General features: G+C 55.8%; 11 protein-coding genes, 2 tRNA genes and 3 rRNA genes. 6 read left to right on the forward strand and 10 right to left on the reverse strand.

Annotation, left to right across the window (positions count from 1 at the left end; all coding sequences use genetic code 11):
- Nucleotide 1 precedes the first annotated feature (1 nt).
- The 6 genes from JRJ26_14810 to mce all read left to right on the forward strand — a co-directional run bounded on the left by JRJ26_14810 (nucleotide 2) and on the right by mce (nucleotide 5,304).
- A complete protein-coding gene (locus JRJ26_14810) occupies nucleotides 2-502 on the forward strand; it encodes a hypothetical protein (protein ID MBW2058763.1) in 501 nt (166 codons plus the stop codon).
- Nucleotides 503-570: 68 nt separating this feature from the next.
- Nucleotides 571-1,743: an acyl-CoA dehydrogenase family protein gene (locus JRJ26_14815; GenBank protein ID MBW2058764.1), complete on the forward strand. Its 1,173-nt coding sequence runs from the start codon at nucleotides 571-573 to the stop codon at nucleotides 1,741-1,743.
- On the forward strand, nucleotides 1,740-2,717 hold the full coding sequence (gene meaB / locus JRJ26_14820; GenBank protein MBW2058765.1) for a methylmalonyl Co-A mutase-associated GTPase MeaB: 978 nt from the start codon (nucleotides 1,740-1,742) through the stop codon (nucleotides 2,715-2,717). The genes JRJ26_14815 and meaB overlap by 4 nt, the downstream gene beginning before the upstream one ends.
- A gap of 9 nt (nucleotides 2,718-2,726) precedes the next feature.
- Entirely contained in the window at nucleotides 2,727-4,391 is a 1,665-nt protein-coding gene (locus tag JRJ26_14825) for a methylmalonyl-CoA mutase family protein (GenBank protein MBW2058766.1), read from the forward strand.
- A 3-nt stretch (nucleotides 4,392-4,394) separates the two neighbouring features.
- Nucleotides 4,395-4,826, forward strand: a complete 432-nt coding sequence (locus JRJ26_14830) for a cobalamin B12-binding domain-containing protein (GenBank protein ID MBW2058767.1) — start codon at nucleotides 4,395-4,397, stop codon at nucleotides 4,824-4,826.
- A 67-nt stretch (nucleotides 4,827-4,893) separates the two neighbouring features.
- On the forward strand, nucleotides 4,894-5,304 hold the full coding sequence (gene mce / locus JRJ26_14835; protein MBW2058768.1) for a methylmalonyl-CoA epimerase: 411 nt from the start codon (nucleotides 4,894-4,896) through the stop codon (nucleotides 5,302-5,304).
- Between the two features lie 6 nt (nucleotides 5,305-5,310).
- Here the strand turns inward: mce and JRJ26_14840 are convergent, their stop codons facing one another.
- From JRJ26_14840 to JRJ26_14885, 10 genes are all read right to left on the reverse strand, one after another.
- Nucleotides 5,311-5,772 (reverse strand): YbhB/YbcL family Raf kinase inhibitor-like protein, encoded by a 462-nt coding sequence (locus JRJ26_14840; GenBank protein MBW2058769.1) that lies wholly within the window; start codon nucleotides 5,770-5,772, stop codon nucleotides 5,311-5,313.
- Between the two features lie 573 nt (nucleotides 5,773-6,345).
- Nucleotides 6,346-7,710, reverse strand: a complete 1,365-nt coding sequence (locus tag JRJ26_14845; GenBank protein MBW2058770.1) for a radical SAM protein — start codon at nucleotides 7,708-7,710, stop codon at nucleotides 6,346-6,348.
- A gap of 35 nt (nucleotides 7,711-7,745) precedes the next feature.
- On the reverse strand, nucleotides 7,746-7,958 hold the full coding sequence (locus JRJ26_14850; protein ID MBW2058771.1) for a hypothetical protein: 213 nt from the start codon (nucleotides 7,956-7,958) through the stop codon (nucleotides 7,746-7,748).
- Between the two features lie 422 nt (nucleotides 7,959-8,380).
- The gene (locus tag JRJ26_14855; GenBank protein ID MBW2058772.1) at nucleotides 8,381-9,781 is read right to left on the reverse strand and encodes a sigma-54-dependent Fis family transcriptional regulator; all 1,401 of its coding nucleotides are present in this window, start codon (nucleotides 9,779-9,781) and stop codon (nucleotides 8,381-8,383) included.
- Nucleotides 9,753-11,906 (reverse strand): GAF domain-containing protein, encoded by a 2,154-nt coding sequence (locus tag JRJ26_14860; GenBank protein MBW2058773.1) that lies wholly within the window; start codon nucleotides 11,904-11,906, stop codon nucleotides 9,753-9,755. Before JRJ26_14860 ends, JRJ26_14855 begins: the two co-directional genes overlap by 29 nt.
- Nucleotides 11,907-11,996: 90 nt before the next feature.
- A 5S ribosomal RNA gene (gene rrf / locus JRJ26_14865) occupies nucleotides 11,997-12,113 on the reverse strand.
- 103 nt (nucleotides 12,114-12,216) lie between these two features.
- Nucleotides 12,217-15,268: ribosomal RNA gene (locus JRJ26_14870) — 23S ribosomal RNA — on the reverse strand.
- A 135-nt stretch (nucleotides 15,269-15,403) separates the two neighbouring features.
- A tRNA-Ala gene (locus tag JRJ26_14875) sits at nucleotides 15,404-15,479 on the reverse strand.
- Nucleotides 15,480-15,594: 115 nt separating this feature from the next.
- Nucleotides 15,595-15,671 (reverse strand) — tRNA-Ile (locus JRJ26_14880).
- Nucleotides 15,672-15,789: 118 nt separating this feature from the next.
- A 16S ribosomal RNA gene (locus JRJ26_14885) occupies nucleotides 15,790-16,452 on the reverse strand; the annotation flags it as partial.

Genomic DNA, 16,452 nt, shown 5'->3' on the forward strand with positions numbered 1-16,452 from the left:
TATGAAAGAGACGAGAGAAGAAGCCCGCTTCATCGGCCGGCCGGCCAAGGTCGTCCAGATGGAACCGGCCATGGTCGTGGAGTGGCCGAGGACGTTCATCCATAGACACACATACGGAAAGCTGACCCCATTTTTCAAGGGACTCCAGGAGGGAAGGCTCCTTGCGACTCGGTGCAAGAACCCCAAGTGTCCGGAGAATCGACTCTGGCTCCCGGCAAGGGCCGACTGTCCTGACTGCCTCCAACCCATGGCCTGGGAAGAGATCCCACAGCCGGTCATAGGCACGATCTACACCTATACCCGGGTGGCCTACGGAGGGATGGGCCTCGAGATCTCGGAGCCCTACTGGCAGATCGACGTGGAACTCGAGGGGGTCTGTACGATCTTCAAGGGGTGGTTGAAGTACGGGGAGCCTAAAATCGGGATGAAGGTGAGGGCCCAGTTCCAGGACGTACCCACCAACACCATCCTCAATATCTACTGGGTTCCCCATGATGGATGAGAACTCCCCGGCACGGGAGAGGCTGCGAGGGAAGACGCCCCTGGTAGGCCGATTTGAGGTAGGGTGAAATGCCGCTTGATTTCGATCTCGACGAGGAGAAGGAGAGTATCAGGAAGATGGTCAGGGCCTTTGCCGAGAAGGAGATCGCTCCCGTGGCCCAGGAGTTAGATGACAGAGAGGAGTTTTCCCTCCACCTCACGAAGCGGATGGGGGAACTCGGTCTGTTCGGCCCCTTTGTCCCAGAGGAGTACGGGGGATCCGACATCGGCTATCTCGGTTACATCATCGCAACCGAAGAGATCGCAAGGATCGACGGTTCCCAGGCCGCGACCCTGGCTGCCGCAAATTCCCTGGGTATCTATCCGATCCATACCTTCGGCACTGAGGAGCAGAAGCGCCTATGGCTGCCTGATCTCTGCGCGGGGAAGAGGCTTGCCGCCTTCGGCCTGACAGAACCAGGTGCCGGCTCAGATGCAGGTGCTTCCAAGACCACGGCCCTTCTGGAAAAGGACCACTGGGTCATCAACGGGAGCAAGATCTTCATAACCAACTCTTCCACCGAAATCAGCGCGGTCTGCATCGTCCAGGCAAGGACAGGCAGGAGACCTGACGGGAAGAGCGAGCTGAGCTGCATACTAGTGCCCAACGGGACCCCGGGCTTCACGGCCAAGACCATGCACGGTAAGATGGTCTGGCGTGCTTCCAACACGGGAGAACTCTTCTTCGACCAGTGCCGGGTCCCCAAGGAGAACCTCCTCGGCGAGAAAGGGCAAGGGTTTCGCCAGATGCTCCAGACCCTGGACGGAGGAAGGCTCAGCATCGCTGCAATGGGCCTCGGAGGGGCCCAGGGGGCATACGAGCTGGCCATGAGATACTCCCGTGAAAGGGAGCAGTTCGGCCGCCCCATCGGCTCTTTCCAGGTCAACGCCTTCAAATTGGCGGACATGCACACCGAGATCGAGATGGCGAGGCTGCTGCTTTACAAAGCCTGCTGGCTGGCCGATAATAGGAGGAGCTATACCAAAGAGGCCGCCATGGCAAAACTCGTCTGCTCAGAAACCTACCACCGGGTGGTGAATCACGCTGTCCAGCTCCACGGGGGTTACGGCCTGATGAAGGAATACGCCGTGGAGAGACACTACCGGAATCAAAAACTCCTCGACATCGGCGAGGGTACCAGCGAGGTGCAGCGTATCGTCATTGCCCGCCACATCGGTGTTCCAGGTGAACCCAAACAATGACCTTGCCAGAATCGGATCTTTCGACCGGGCTTGCTGAGAGAATTCTCAGGGGCGATGTGAGAGCCGCTGCCAGACTCATGCGGGACATCGACGACGACCTGCCGGGTGCGTGGCAAGAACTCAAACGGCTCTACCCTCGGACTGGCCGGGCCTATATTGTTGGGATCACGGGGTCGCCCGGTTCGGGCAAGAGTACCCTCGTGGATAAGATCATAGAGATCTACCGGAAAGAGGGAAAGACCGTGGGAATCGTCGCCGTCGACCCCAGCAGTCCCTTTACCGGGGGGGCGATACTCGGCGATCGGATTCGGATGCAGAGGCACAGCACGGACGAGGGGGTCTTCATAAGAAGCCTGGCAACCCGGGGCTATCTGGGAGGAATCTCCCGGTCGACCCACGACGTCATCAATGTCATGGATGCCATGGGCAAGGACATCATAATCGTAGAGACGGTGGGGGTCGGCCAAGACGAGGTGGACATCGTAAACACGGCACATACCTCGATCGTCGTGAGCGTCCCTGGACTCGGAGACGAGGTCCAGGTCATCAAGGCCGGGATCCTTGAGATTGCCGATATATTCGTTATCAACAAATGCGAGAGGGAGGGAGCCGAAAGGCTCGAACAGGAACTCCGGGTCATGATGGAAATGGCCCCGCCTCGAGAAGACGGGTGGGTCCCTCCAATATTCAAAACCGAAGCCGTTGTCGGAAAAGGCATCTTCGAGCTGGTCTACGGAATCTCCAGGCACCGTAACCTTCTGGTCCAGTCGGATGAAATCGGGGGGAAGAACAGACTCAGGGCAAAGAAGCACTTCCTGAAACTCCTTCAGGTACGACTCCTGGAAAGCATTCTCAGCCGCATCGAGGAGGACAAGAGACTGGATCAGATCCTCCAAGGACTGGCAGACCGGAAGGCCAACCCCTATACAATGGTGGAAGAGATCCTGAACAAAGAGCTGAAGACTACCCGGTGAGGCGAAGCTATGGAAGACAAGGAAAAACTCCGCAAAGAGCTCGAAAGGTGGGAAAAGGGCACTCTCAGCCGTTCGGTCAGTCGATTTCCCGAGAGGAAGCCGGCCTTTGAGACGACCTCTCACATCGAGATCAAACGGCTCTATACCCCCATCGACGAGGCCGAACAGGGGTATCTCGAGAGATTGGGATTTCCCGGGGAATACCCCTTCACCAGAGGCGTGCACCCCACCATGTACAGGGGGCGGTTCTGGACCATGAGGCAGTACTCGGGCTTTGCCACTGCCGAAGAGACGAATCAACGCTACAAGTATCTCTTGCAACAGGGCCAGACCGGCCTCAGTGTGGCCTTTGATCTCCCCACCCAGATCGGATACGACTCGGATCACGCCATGGCTGCCGGGGAAGTGGGCAAGGTGGGAGTCGCGATCGATACTCTGGCCGACATGGAGACCCTCTTCGACGGCATCCCCCTCGGCAGGGTGAGCACCTCCATGACCATCAATGCTACCGCGGTGATTCTCCTTGCCATGTACCTCGCAGTGGCGGAGAAACAGGGGGTCGGGTTCAAAGAGGTGAGAGGGACCATTCAGAACGACATCCTGAAGGAGTACGTGGCTCGAGGGACCCATATCTTCCCTCCTCGTCCCTCCATGCGGATCATCACCGATATCTTTGCCTTCTGCAAAGATCAGATCCCCCGGTGGAACACCATCAGCATCAGCGGCTACCACATGCGAGAGGCGGGTTGCTCTGCGGTCCAGGAAGTGGCCTTCACACTAGCCAACGCCATTGCCTATGTGCAGGCGGCCGTTGATGCGGGGCTCGACGTGGATGATTTTGCCGGCAGGCTCTCATTCTTCTTCAATTGCCACAACAATTTTCTCGAGGAGATCGCCAAGTTTCGCGCTGCCCGCCGGCTCTGGGCAAGAATAATGAAGCAACGGTTCGGAGCCCGGAAACCGGCCTCTTCCATGCTCCGTTTCCACACGCAGACAGCGGGATCCACACTGACCCTCCAGCAACCCGACAACAACGTTGTCCGTGTCGCTTTCCAGGCCCTTGCGGCTGTCCTGGGGGGTACCCAGTCACTCCACACCAACTCGAGAGACGAGGCCCTCGCCCTCCCCTCTGAGGCTGCCGTCCGAGTCGCCCTGAGAACTCAACAGATCATAGCCCATGAGAGTGGTGTGGCAGATGTTATCGACCCCATGGCAGGTTCTTACGCAATCGAGGCGCTGACCGATGAGATTGAAGCAGGAGCTGCCGCATATATCGACAGAATCGACGCCATGGGGGGAGCCGTCAAGGCCGTCGAGTCGGGATACATGCAGCGCGAAATAGGGGAGAGCGCTTACCAGTATCAGAAAAGCATCGAGGAGAAGTCCTCGATCATCGTTGGAGTCAATGAGTTCACCGTGGAAGAACAGCCCTTCAAGGATACTCTCCGTATAGACCCGGAGGTCGAGAAGCGTCAGAGGCAGAAGCTCAAGAGTGTCAGGGAGGCCAGAGATACGAATCGGGTCAAGGAGAAGCTCGAGGCCGTCAAAAGGGCGGCTGAAAGGACCGACAATCTGGTCCCCCCTATCATCGATGCCGTCCGGTCTTACGCCACGGTGGGCGAGATATCGGATACCCTGAGATCCGTCTTTGGAAGCTACCAGGAAAGGACTTGAACCATGGCTGAAAGGAAGATCAGAGTTCTCATAGCAAAACCGGGGCTCGACGGGCATGACCGCGGGGCAAAGGTCATCGCCCGGTCTCTGAGAGACGCTGGTATGGAGGTGGTGTATACGGGAATCCGCCAGACTCCCGAGCAGATCGTAAACGCGGCCATCCAAGAGGACGTGGATGTCATCGGGCTTAGCTGCCTCTCCGGGGCTCACATGACCCTCTTCCCCCGGGTCATGGAGATATTGAGGGAGAAGAAAGCCGAAGACATCACCGTGCTTGGCGGCGGTATCATCCCCCATGACGATATCGCCCCTCTCAAGAAAGAGGGAATCAGGGAGATCTTCCAACCAGGCACTTACACTGAAGAGATCATAAGGTACATAAGGGAAAATGTGAAACCCAAGGGCGGAGGCCTTGACAGAGGCGCGGGAAGCTGAACCTCCGGCGTTTCGTTTTTGGTCCTGTTGCCCTGGGGTCTCGAGATCATCTACCCAGGAGGGAATCATGATCAGGAAACTCGATCACATCGCCATTGCCGTCGGCAACATGGAGGAGGCCGCGGGGTTCTACCGGAAAATGCTGGGTCTCCAATTGAAAGATACCGAGGTCGTCGAAGAGCAAAAGACAAGGGTAGGATTTTTTCTGGTGGGTGAGACCAGGATCGAACTCGTGGAGCCGGCCTCCCAAGACTCTCCCCTTGTCAGATTCCTCGAAACCAGGGGGCCGGGCATCCACCATCTCTGTTTTGAGGTGGACGATATCGAAAGTGAGATCAGGAGCCTTGCCGAGAAGGGAGCCCCCCTCATCGACAAAGCCCCCCGACCGGGAGCCCACGGGACCCGGGTGGCCTTTCTCCATCCAAAGGGAACCGGGGGTGTCCTCATCGAACTCTCCGAAAAGCCTCAAGACGGCTAGACGGCCCTACCTGGCATACTTCCCCATGAGCTCGGCCTGGCCGAGAATGTGATTCTTCATGGCCCGGATCACGTCCTTCTTTCTGGCCCCTGAAGAGATGCCCAGCTTACCGTCCAGGGCATAGAGCCTGAAGAAGTAGCGGTGGGGTCTTCCGGGCGGGGGGCAAGGCCCACCGTATCCGAACCTTCCAAAATCGTTGATCCCCTGGAAACCGCCCTCCTGGACGGTCTCTGCCGGTGGTACCCCCTCTGGGAGACCCGTCATTCCTCCTGGGAGGTCATACACGACCCAGTGGACCCAGGTGCCCCCAGGAGCGTCAGGGTCATCACAGATGATGGCAAAAGCACTCGTCCCCTCCGGGACACCGCTCCACGTAAGGGGAGGTGAGAGATCCGCTCCGTCACAGGTATGCTCCCTGGGAATCGTTCCCGAAGGGGCGAAGGCAGAACTCCTCAACTCAAATCCCATGACCGTTCCTCCTGCAAAGACGATTACGACAACCATCAAGAAGGCAAACGATACTGCCAGCCGATTCATGACCGACCTCCAGCCTCAAGAGTTGCGGGAATTCGAGGCACCTCCCGATGAATCTCAGTGTTACAGACCCTATGGCGCCCCCCTTCCCTCTTAGTTAGCAGACCTCCGGCCACATGTCAACCGGTATCCACGAGGAGTTCTCCCGTCTTGGGGAAACCCTTTGTTCCAGAGCGACATTGCGGAAGCGGTGGGATACCCACCGGGAAAGAGCGGGAAGGGGAGATGTCGTGTTCGTGATTCGTGTTCGTGGGGAAAGGTCAGGAACTCCCCGCCCAGGAGCGAAGGGACAAGGGCGCTGCCCTGTCAGAGAGAAGCGACCGTAAAGTCAACTAGCCGCAGGAATCCTCGGTCTAAAACCCAGAAAGTTCCGGGCAACCCCTCCGGTTTTGGAGAACATCCCAGGCTCCTTTGCCGGTCAACCTATGGCTCGATACCCCTTGGAGCAGAAAAAAACACCATCCTTCCGGGAAGGATGGTGTCGCTCCCGTAGCCGAGGGATTTTTCCTACCTCGCCTGGTTGTTGACGTACTCTTCCTGCCAAACCTTTTCGGCGAGAACGGCGAACCTCTCCGCATACGCGTCCATCTCCTTTGCCATGTCCGTGACGACCTCCTCGGCTCCCGGGTGGGTAAAATACGCTCCCGATTCCTCGATCACCTCCCGGTACACCTTGGGGTTGTCGATTATCATGCAGGGCCTGAGATGGTTCGGGTTGTGGGGTTGCCGGTGCCGGATGCACCGAAACAGCTTGCTGTCCAGGGCTTCTGCCAGACTGACATCCCGTATGTTGTGTTCCGCGATATGAGTGTAGACGCAAGGCTCCACGTCCCCGTTGGCGTTTATGTGGAAGTACCGTCTCCCTCCGGCAATGCAGCCCTCCACGTGAGGGCCGTCGTTCCAGAAGTCGAGTACAAACAGGGGCTTTTCCCGGCGGAATCGTATCACCTGGCGGCGAAGGAAATCTCTCTGCTCAGGGGTCACCATGAGATTGATGTCCCCTTGCCCATTGACGGGGATATAGAGGAAATACATCTGGGCAACTACCCCCTTCTCGATTAGGAGGTCGACAAACTCATCCGAGGCGACGGTCTCGACGTTGTGGGTTGTCACCGTGGCCGAGGAGCCGAGGATGACGCGAGCCTCTCTCAGGTAATCCATGGCATCCATGATCTTCCTGTACACACCCTTGCCCCGCCAGCGATCGGTCTCTTCTTCGTACCCCTCACAGCTCACTACAACGGCCACGTTGCCCAGTTCCGCAATGCGATGGGCCTTCTCCTTATCCATCAGGGTTCCGTTGGTGTAGACCTGGAAGAAGATGTCCGGGTGCTCCTCAAGCATTTGAAAGAGATGGGGATATACAAAAGGCTCTCCGCCCAGGATGGTTACAAAATAGATCCCCAGTTCCTGTGCCTCCTTGAGAATCCTCTTGACCAGATCGTACTCGAGTCCTGGATGGCGCTGTTGGCCCAGGGTATAGCACCCTGCACACCTCAGGTTGCACTGCCAGGTGGGACTCAGAATCATGATGAAGGGCGGCCGGAACCCGTAGTTCTCCTCGTAGAAATCCCGCTTCTTGCCCCCCACAAACCAGGCATTGTTGAAAAGGGTATGAAATATCCTGACCCGGTTCTGCTTCGGCAAGTAGTTGAGAACCCTGTAGAAGAGCTGCTTGGTCGAGTGATCCGGGCTCTGAAGCATCTCCCGAATGGCCCGAATGGCACCAACGACCTCTTCGTCGTTGGTCAGTTTCTCCCCCAGATAGGTCATCTGGATCAAACGTTTGTCCGTCACCCGGCCAAGCAGCTCCACGATCATTCTCGAAGCCTGTTGAGACGTAAAGTTTCTCACCTGCTCTGAAAAAATCATCTCTCCACCTCTTTTCCATGGAATTGGGCCTTCATTCACCCTACGGCAGCCCAGAAGCCGATCACAGCCACACTCACCCCTACTCCGAGTTCATTCAATACATTTCCATTGAAGATGAAGGAGGCTATGATCAACCATACCCCCAGAAGACCGATGATCCATCCCTGCCACATACGGCTGTACTCCCCCTTTATCGACAATTCTGGTGTAGATTGATCATCTGTTATCAATGTATGAGCAATTTCCATACCATATATCCAAAAAAATAGGCCACAAAAAGTGACCTTTTTACAATATGTTACCGCCTCTCACCATTCAGCCCCATGGATCCCGTGGACACACATGCGAGCCAACATTTCGCACCGCAGGAAAGCAGCGGTCACCAAGGAAAAAGGTGCGAAGTATCTTACCGCAGTAGAACCCTTATTCTTCGCACCCGAGAAGGATAAAACCTGTCCACGTGCGGAGGCTCGACTCGCTCCACCAAGGGGGGAAATGCCAAATTGGAGGGCCTGAACCGCAGGGCATTCGGGAAGGTCGAGCCGATTCTACACGGTTCTTATGATTCGGCGTGCAGGAAGATGAAAACCCGGCTGCTGGGGTTCGGGCATACTTCAGGGCACTTCAAGGCTCGATCTCCGAGCACTCGGGGTAATCTCATCTCCTTGGCTCAGCGGTAGTCGTGGGGCTTGATCCGGTACTTACGGATCATGTTCTGGAGTTGTCTGCGGTCCAACCCCATCTCGATGGAACTCCGACTCACGTTTCCTCGGTTTCTCCTGAGGCCTTCCTCGATAAAGGCCCGCTCGATCTCCCCCGCGACTCTCTCCCTGGCCGCCTTCTTCACCGCCTTAACCTCATCCCAGGTCCTCAGACTCTCCACGGGGATCGCCGTTTCTCCACCACGGATCTCTGGAGGGAGATCCTCTTCCCCTATGACGTCGGATTTGGCCAATACCATGGCCCGGACAATACAGTTCTCCAATTCACGCACGTTTCCCGGCCAATCGTATCGTCCCAGCAGAGCAAGGGCCCGGTCTGAGACCTCGAAGGATCTCCCCCTCGATTCTTCACGGTGTTTCTCCAGGAAATGGCGTACAAGCAGCGGGATGTCCTCCCTTCTCTCACGGAGCGGAGGAAGCTTCAACCTCAGCACGTTGAGCCGGTAGTAGAGATCCTCCCGGAAGGCACCGGTTCTTACGGCCTCCTTGAGGCTTCTGTTGGTGGCAGTGACCACTCGAGTATCGACTTCGATGTTCTCGACCCCCCCCACTCTCATGAACCGGTGTCCTTCGAGAGCCCGGAGAATCTTGGCCTGCAACTCCTTGGGCATCTCCCCGATCTCGTCGAGAAACAGGGTCCCATTGTTGGCCATTTCGAAGCTGCCGATTTTCATCCGTGTGGCACCCGTAAAGGCACCCTTCTCGTATCCAAAGAGTTCACTTTCCAGGAGTTCTCGTGGAATGGCCGAGCAGTTGACCACTACAAAAGGACCGGAGGCGCGCTGACTGTTGTAATGCAGCGCCCGCGCCACGAGTTCCTTGCCCGTCCCGCTCTCGCCCTCGAGCAGCACCGTGGCTTTGCTGTCGGCGATCTGCCTGACCAGATCGAGGATCTCCAGGATCTTTGGGTTCACCGAAACGATCGTATCGAAACTCCGCGATCGCTGCAGCTCCGCCTTCAAGTAACGGTTTTCCCTCACGAGTTCGGCATGGGCCAGGGCCTTCTCGATCACCATTTCGATTTCGTCCATCTTCAAGGGCTTGACGATGTAGTCGTATGCTCCCTCTTTCATCGCCCTGACAGCGGACTCCACACTGCCATAGGCCGTTACCAGGATCACGGGGAGATCCGGTTTGATCCTCTTCACGTCGTGAAGCAGAGAGATCCCGTCCTTGACAGGCATCCTCATGTCTGTCAGGACAAGATCTATCGCCTTTCCCTGGATCAATGCCAAGGCCTCCTGGCCATTCCCGGCGAAATCCAAGTCGTACCGGCCCCTCAGATTCAGCTCGAGGACCCGGCGCATCTTCGCCTCGTCTTCAGCGATGAGAATCCGCTTCCGCTCCATGATGTCCCTCCCCTCCGTATGGGAGGCTGACGACAAAAGTCGTGCCCCTGTCAGGCCCCGTACTCACAGAGATAGTCCCGCCGTGTTTCTCCACAATGGTGTGAGCAATTGAGAGCCCGAGTCCCGTGCCTCCGTCCTTGGTCGTGAAAAAAGGGTCGAAGATTCTGGAGACCCTCTCCTGGGGGATTCCAGACCCGGTATCGCTGAGCCTGATTACCACCCCATCCTTTCCATCCCTGGAAAGGGTTACCCTGTATACACCGCCATCAGGCATGGCCTCCAGGGCGTTCAGAGTGACGTTCAATAGAGCCTGCTGAATCTGCTCAGGATCTATCCACACCAGGAGAGGATCGGCCGGGATCTCCCTGAGGATGTCGACCTTGGCCCTGTTGGCCTGAGGGGTTATGAGATTGAGTGTTCTCGACAGGAGATCACCCAGATCACAGCGTCGCAACACAGGCTCCTTGGGCCTGGCGAAATCGAGGAAATTGCTGATCATGGAGTTGATACGATCCGATTCCTCCATAATATAGCGGGCCATTTCCAGCCGCGTTTCAGGGTCGCTCTGTTTCAGCAGGGTTTCGGCGGAACCCGAGATTATCCCCAGGGGATTGCGGATTTCATGGGCTATCCCAGCCGCCAGTTGGCCGAGACTGGCCAGCTTTTCGGACTGCATGATCTGTCGATCCTTGAGGACCATGTCTTGGTAGATCAACCCACGGGAAATAGCAAGAGAGATCTGAATGGCAAAACCGTCGAGGAATTCGAGCTCCTCATGGGTGAAATCCTTCCTGGAGAGCTTCTTGCCCAGAAGCGTCACTCCAAGGGCACCTTGCTTCGTGACCAGGGGAACGGCCACCTCAAACCCCCGCTCCACGAGCTCTTCGATTCGGCTGTTCAACTGCTCGTCATCATCGGTGAGGTACTCCTCTAGTTCCCGGGACTTACCCCCTGCGGTTATCCTTTCCACGAGATCCTCACTCCAGGCCAGATCCCTGCTGCACTCGACATTCCTCAGGCGGGCCGTTCTATATTCCCCGGTCTCCCGATCCCGGAGAACGACGCAGATCCGGTCCACATGGAAGGTCTGCAGGATGAAGTTGCAGATCATGTCCAGCAGCCCTTCCATTTCGACCAGGTCTACTATGTCTCGGCTGAACCCAAGGAGCCTCATCCGGTACCGAAAACGCTCCATGTAGAAAAAGCGGTCGACAAGATCCTCTGCCTTTCTCTGGAAGGGCCTCAGAAGATAGACGAGGGCCACGATCAGACCGCTCTCCACCAGAAGGGACCTGGTGGTGTAAGTCTGGGAGATCATTTCGCCTATGTTCTTTATCAGAAGCACATAGACTGCCAGAATCAAACCGGAAAGGAACGAGTAGACGATCCCGCCTCGAATGAGAATATGGATGTCCAGGAGACGGTATTTGATCAGGGCAAAGGCAAAAAATACGCTGACCAGGATCGAGTAGAGACTGGCAAGGAAAAAGACCGGCCAATTCAGTTTGAACAGGTAGTTAAGACCGTTGATGGCCGCTCCTGCAATCGCCATGGAGACCATCCCGAAGATAAGGTACTGGATCTGGAGCTTCTGTTGAGTCAGCCTCGTCCTGTGCAGAGAGCGGAGCAGATTCCTGATCCCCCACGTAATGTAGCCTGCCGAAAGGAGGACGATGACGGAGAAGAAGGTTTCGAAGATCATGGGCCTCCGGAACTGGAGGCCGTAGTAGAAGACATTTCTGAACTCCTGAAGCCGGTGGATGTCGATCCGAAAGAACCAGTAGAAACACGCCAGAACCGCCACGGGGATCAGATATACAAAAAGAAGCGTTTTCCGTGGGATGTAGGAGTGGTGTCTCAGGGGAAACACACTGGAAAAATGCAGGAAAAAAACCGGGATGAAAGTGATTCCGGCAAAGACGACCTTGACTCCGAAAATGGCACTCTCGGGCGTCTGGCTGTTGATCATGACGAACTCGCCCACGTTCCATGTAGCAAATGCCAGTACAAAGCAGGCAAACAGCCGGTTCGCCGTATTCTTCGGATTGCTCGAGAGGACAATCAGACAGAGGGTGACGTTCATGGTGAACGCGAGGGCTGACGGTAGAGCCAGAATCTCCATCATAGTCCCCTATGCCCATGGCGGCCGTAGACAGAGCATATCGATTTCCCAAAATAAAAGCTCCCTTGCAAGGGAGCTTTTACTGGTCAGTTTTTCCGGCAACGACCTACTCTCCCACTCCGTCGCCAGAGCAGTACCATCGGCGCTGGAGGGCTTAACTTCCGTGTTCGGGATGGTAACGGGTGTTTCCCCTCCGCTATGGTCACCGAAAAAACTGTCAATTTGGAAGACAGACTCTTCTATCAATTAACGGTTCCAGACAATTGCATAAGGATTGGGCGGCTATCATGGCCTATGGCAGAAGATCAATGATATGGTCAAGCCTCTCGACCGATTAGTATCAGTAAGCTAAATCCGTTACCGGACTTACACCTCTGACCTATCAACCAGGTGTTCTCCCTGGGGTCTTACCCCTTACCGCGAACGGCTTGGGAGGGATATCTCGTCTTGAGGGAGGCTTCCCGCTTAGATGCTTTCAGCGGTTATCCTTTCCGGACATGGCTACCCAGCAATGCCCTTGGCAGGACAACTGGCACACCATCAGTCCGTCCATCCCGGTCCTCTCGTACTAGGGACAGCTCCTCTCAAATATCCTGCGCCCGCGACAGATAGGGACCAAACTGTCTCACGACGTTTTAAACCCAGCTCGCGTACCGCTTTAATTGGCGAACAGCCAAACCCTTGGGACCCGTTTCAGCCCCAGGATGCGATGAGCCGACATCGAGGTGCCAAACCTCCCCGTCGATGTGAACTCTTGGGGGAGATTAGCCTGTTATCCCCGGCGTACCTTTTATCCGTTGAGCGACGGCCCTTCCATACGGAACCGCCGGATCACTAAGGCCTACTTTCGTACCTGTTCGACTTGTCAGTCTCACAGTCAAGCTCCCTTATGCCTTTACACTCTAAGGCTGGTTTCCAATCAGCCAGAGGGAACCTTCGCGCGCCTCCGTTACGCTTTAGGAGGCGACCGCCCCAGTCAAACTACCCACCAGACAGTGTCCCCGACCCGGATAACGGGTCTGGGTTAGAACCCCAAGACAGTCAGGGTGGTATTTCAAGGACGACTCCATCCCGACTGGCGTCGGGACTTCTCAGTCTCCCACCTATCCTACACAAACTACCCCGAGATTCACTGTCAAGCTGTAGTAAAGGTGCACGGGGTCTTTCCGTCTAGTCGCGGGTAGACGGCATCTTCACCGCCACTTCAATTTCACTGAGTCCCTGGTCGAGACAGTGCGGAAATCGTTGCGCCATTCGTGCAGGTCGGAACTTACCCGACAAGGAATTTCGCTACCTTAGGACCGTTATAGTTACGGCCGCCGTTTACTGGGGCTTCGGTTCAACGCTTCTCCTCCGCCGAAGCGGAGAATGACATCTCCCCTTAACCTTCCAGCACCGGGCAGGCGTCAGACCCTATACGTCGTCTTGCGACTTTGCAGAGTCCTGTGTTTTTAGTAAACAGTCGCCACCGCCATTTCTCTGCAACCCCCTTCGGCTCCACGTGCGAATCGCTTCACCTAGTGAGGGCACACCTTCTTCCGAAGTTACGGTGTCATTTTGCCGAGTTCCTTAACCAGGGTTCACTCAAGCGCCTTAGGATTCTCTCCCCACCTACCTGTGTCGGTTTACGGTACGGTCACCTGATCAGCTCGCTAGAGGCTTTTCTTGGTAGCATGGGGTCAGCCACTTTGTTCCCGAAAACGGGATCGTCATCACCTCTCGGTGTTGATGAGGTTCCGGATTTGCCTAGAACCTCCACCTACAGGCTTGAACCTGCACTTCCAATCGCAGGATGGCCTACCCTTCTACGTCCCCCCATCGCTCAAACGCTGACCCGGTGGTACAGGAATATTAACCTGTTTCCCATCACCTACGCTTTTCAGCCTCAGCTTAGGGGCCGACTCACCCTGAGAGGATTAACCTTGCTCAGGAAACCTTAGGTTTACGGCGTGCCGGTTTCTCGCCGGCATTATCGTTACTCATGTCAGCATAATCACTTCCATCTCGTCCACCTGTCCTCTCGGTCAGGCTTCAACCTACAATGGAACGCTCCCCTACCGCCCTCTCCACCGAGGTGGAAAGGACCCGCAGCTTCGGTTGCGTGCTTGAGCCCCGTTACATTTTCGACGCGGACCCACTTGACCAGTGAGCTGTTACGCTTTCTTTAAAGGATGGCTGCTTCTAAGCCAACCTCCTGGTTGTCTGAGCGTTTCCACCTTCTTTCCCACTTAGCACACATTAGGGACCTTAGCTGGCGGTCTGGGCTGTTTCCCTTTCGACCACGGAACTTATCTCCCGCAGTCTGACTCCCACAATAGCAGTTAATGGCATTCGGAGTTTGGTTGGGTTTGGTAATCTTGTAGGACCCCTAGCCCATCCAGAGCTCTACCTCCATTACTGAGTTGTGAGGCTATACCGAAATATATTTCGGGGAGAACCAGCTATTTCCAGGTTTGATTAGCCTTTCACTCCTATCCACAGCTCATCCGAGAAGTTTTCAACCTTCACCGGTTCGAGCCTCCACAGATTATTACATCTGCTTCACTCTGGCCATGGATAGATCACCTGGCTTCGGGTCTACTCCGTGCAACTGAGACGCCCTATTCAGACTCGCTTTCGCTACGGCTCCACCTGTCGGCTTAACCTTGCTGCACAGAGTAACTCGCTGACTCATTATGCAAAAGGCACGCAGTCAGACGGGACAGCGAGAGGGCGAACCCTCTGACACTATCCACCGTCCTCCCACCGCTTGTAGGCATATGGTTTCAGGTACTATTTCACTCTCCTCAACGGAGTACTTTTCACCTTTCCCTCACGGTACTGGTTCACTATCGGTCGTCAGGTAGTATTTAGCCTTGGGAGATGGTCCTCCCGAATTCCCGCAGGATTCCACGTGCCCCGCGGTACTTGGGGACTCCGTCCAAGGAGTTCAACCCATTTCGCTTACAGGACTATCACCTTCTATGGTCCCGCTTTCCAGCGGGTTCAGCTATGGGTTGAATTTGTAACTCCTCGAAGCCGCCGTGACGGCCTCCGACTGAGCCCCGTAACCCCACCCGTACAACGCTCACGGGCTATCACGTACGGATGGTTTAGGCTCTTCCCATTTCGCTCGCCACTACTCTGGGAATCACGGTTGTTTTCTTTTCCTGGGGGTACTGAGATGTTTCAGTTCCCCCCGTTCGCCTCTGCTGCCTATGTATTCAGCAACAGATGTCCCGATATTACTCGAGACGGGTTTTCCCATTCAGAGATCTCCGGATCAAAGCCTGTTTAGCGGCTCCCCGAAGCTTATCGCAGCTTACCACGTCTTTCATCGCCTCCTGACGCCAAGGCATCCACCATACGCCCTTAGTAGCTTGACCATAAACTCGACGCCGTCTTCCCATTCCTTATGCAATTGTCAAAGAACACTGCGAAATCTTTCGCAAATATCTATGAGGCACCAGATCCGCAGCCCCAAAACGGCCCCTTCTCTGGTGTTGAAAGCTCTTTTTCTGTGGTGGAGGTGAACGGGATCGAACCGATGACCTCCTGCGTGCAAAGCAGGCGCTCTCCCGACTGAGCTACACCCCCAAACTCGATTGCCGACTTAGGATTGCAAATCCCGGATTCCCACCCTTCCAAATCGAGGATCCCAGGAGCCGAGATCCACAATCCGGCATCACCAATCTCACACCTAGAGTCACGATGGTGGGCCTAGATAGATTTGAACTATCGACCTCACGCTTATCAGGCGTGCGCTCTAACCAGCTGAGCTATAGGCCCCCAGGCAGCCGCCAGCGCCTAGCCGGCAATCTTCTCAACCTCAGCCACCCTTTTCCTAGAGCCTCCAGACTAAAATAGGGAGCCACGCCTCTTTGAATCCATCCATCTTACTCCTTAGAAAGGAGGTGATCCAGCCGCAGGTTCCCCTACGGCTACCTTGTTACGACTTCACCCCAATCACCAACCATACCTTAGGCGCCTGCCTCCCCTTCGACAAGCTCAGGGGTTAGCCCAACGACTTCTGGTACAGTCAGCTCTCATGGTGTGACGGGCGGTGTGTACAAGGCCCGGGAACGTATTCACCGTGGCGTGCTGATCCACGATTACTAGCGATTCCTCCTTCATGGAGTCGAATTGCAGACTCCAATCCGAACTGAGACCTGCTTTTTGGGATTTGCTCACTCTCGCGAGGTCGCTTCCCTTTGTACAGGCCATTGTAGCACGTGTGTAGCCCTGGGCATAAAGGCCATGAGGACTTGACGTCATCCCCACCTTCCTCCGGCTTAACACCGGCAGTTTCTTTAGAGTGCCCAACTCAATGCTGGCAACTAAAGATGAGGGTTGCGCTCGTTGCGGGACTTAACCCAACATCTCACGACACGAGCTGACGACAGCCATGCAGCACCTGTCACCCTGTCCCCCGAAGGGGAAGATCCTGTTTCCAGGACTGTCAGGGGATGTCAAACCCAGGTAAGGTTCTTCGCGTTGCGTCGAATTAAACCACATGCTCCACCGCTTGTGCGGGCCCCCGTCAATTCCTTTGAGTTTTAGCCTTGCGGCC

The sequence above is a fragment of the Deltaproteobacteria bacterium genome (assembly GCA_019308905.1).
Lineage (GTDB): Bacteria > Desulfobacterota > BSN033 > WVXP01 > WVXP01 > JAFDHF01.

What these genes read in the sequence shown, in the direction of transcription:
- JRJ26_14840 (MBW2058769.1), bottom strand. Translation starts at nt 5,772, where the DNA reads ATGGGATTTGAGTTGAGGAGTTCTGCCTTCGCCCCTTCGGGAACGATT.
- JRJ26_14845 (MBW2058770.1), bottom strand. Translation starts at nt 7,710, where the DNA reads ATGATTTTTTCAGAGCAGGTGAGAAACTTTACGTCTCAACAGGCTTCG.
- meaB (MBW2058765.1), top strand. Translation starts at nt 1,740, where the DNA reads ATGACCTTGCCAGAATCGGATCTTTCGACCGGGCTTGCTGAGAGAATT.
- JRJ26_14850 (MBW2058771.1), bottom strand. Translation starts at nt 7,958, where the DNA reads ATGGAAATTGCTCATACATTGATAACAGATGATCAATCTACACCAGAA.
- JRJ26_14830 (MBW2058767.1), top strand. Translation starts at nt 4,395, where the DNA reads ATGGCTGAAAGGAAGATCAGAGTTCTCATAGCAAAACCGGGGCTCGAC.
- JRJ26_14815 (MBW2058764.1), top strand. Translation starts at nt 571, where the DNA reads ATGCCGCTTGATTTCGATCTCGACGAGGAGAAGGAGAGTATCAGGAAG.
- mce (MBW2058768.1), top strand. Translation starts at nt 4,894, where the DNA reads ATGATCAGGAAACTCGATCACATCGCCATTGCCGTCGGCAACATGGAG.
- JRJ26_14810 (MBW2058763.1), top strand. Translation starts at nt 2, where the DNA reads ATGAAAGAGACGAGAGAAGAAGCCCGCTTCATCGGCCGGCCGGCCAAG.
- JRJ26_14855 (MBW2058772.1), bottom strand. Translation starts at nt 9,781, where the DNA reads ATGGAGCGGAAGCGGATTCTCATCGCTGAAGACGAGGCGAAGATGCGC.
- JRJ26_14825 (MBW2058766.1), top strand. Translation starts at nt 2,727, where the DNA reads ATGGAAGACAAGGAAAAACTCCGCAAAGAGCTCGAAAGGTGGGAAAAG.
- JRJ26_14860 (MBW2058773.1), bottom strand. Translation starts at nt 11,906, where the DNA reads ATGATGGAGATTCTGGCTCTACCGTCAGCCCTCGCGTTCACCATGAAC.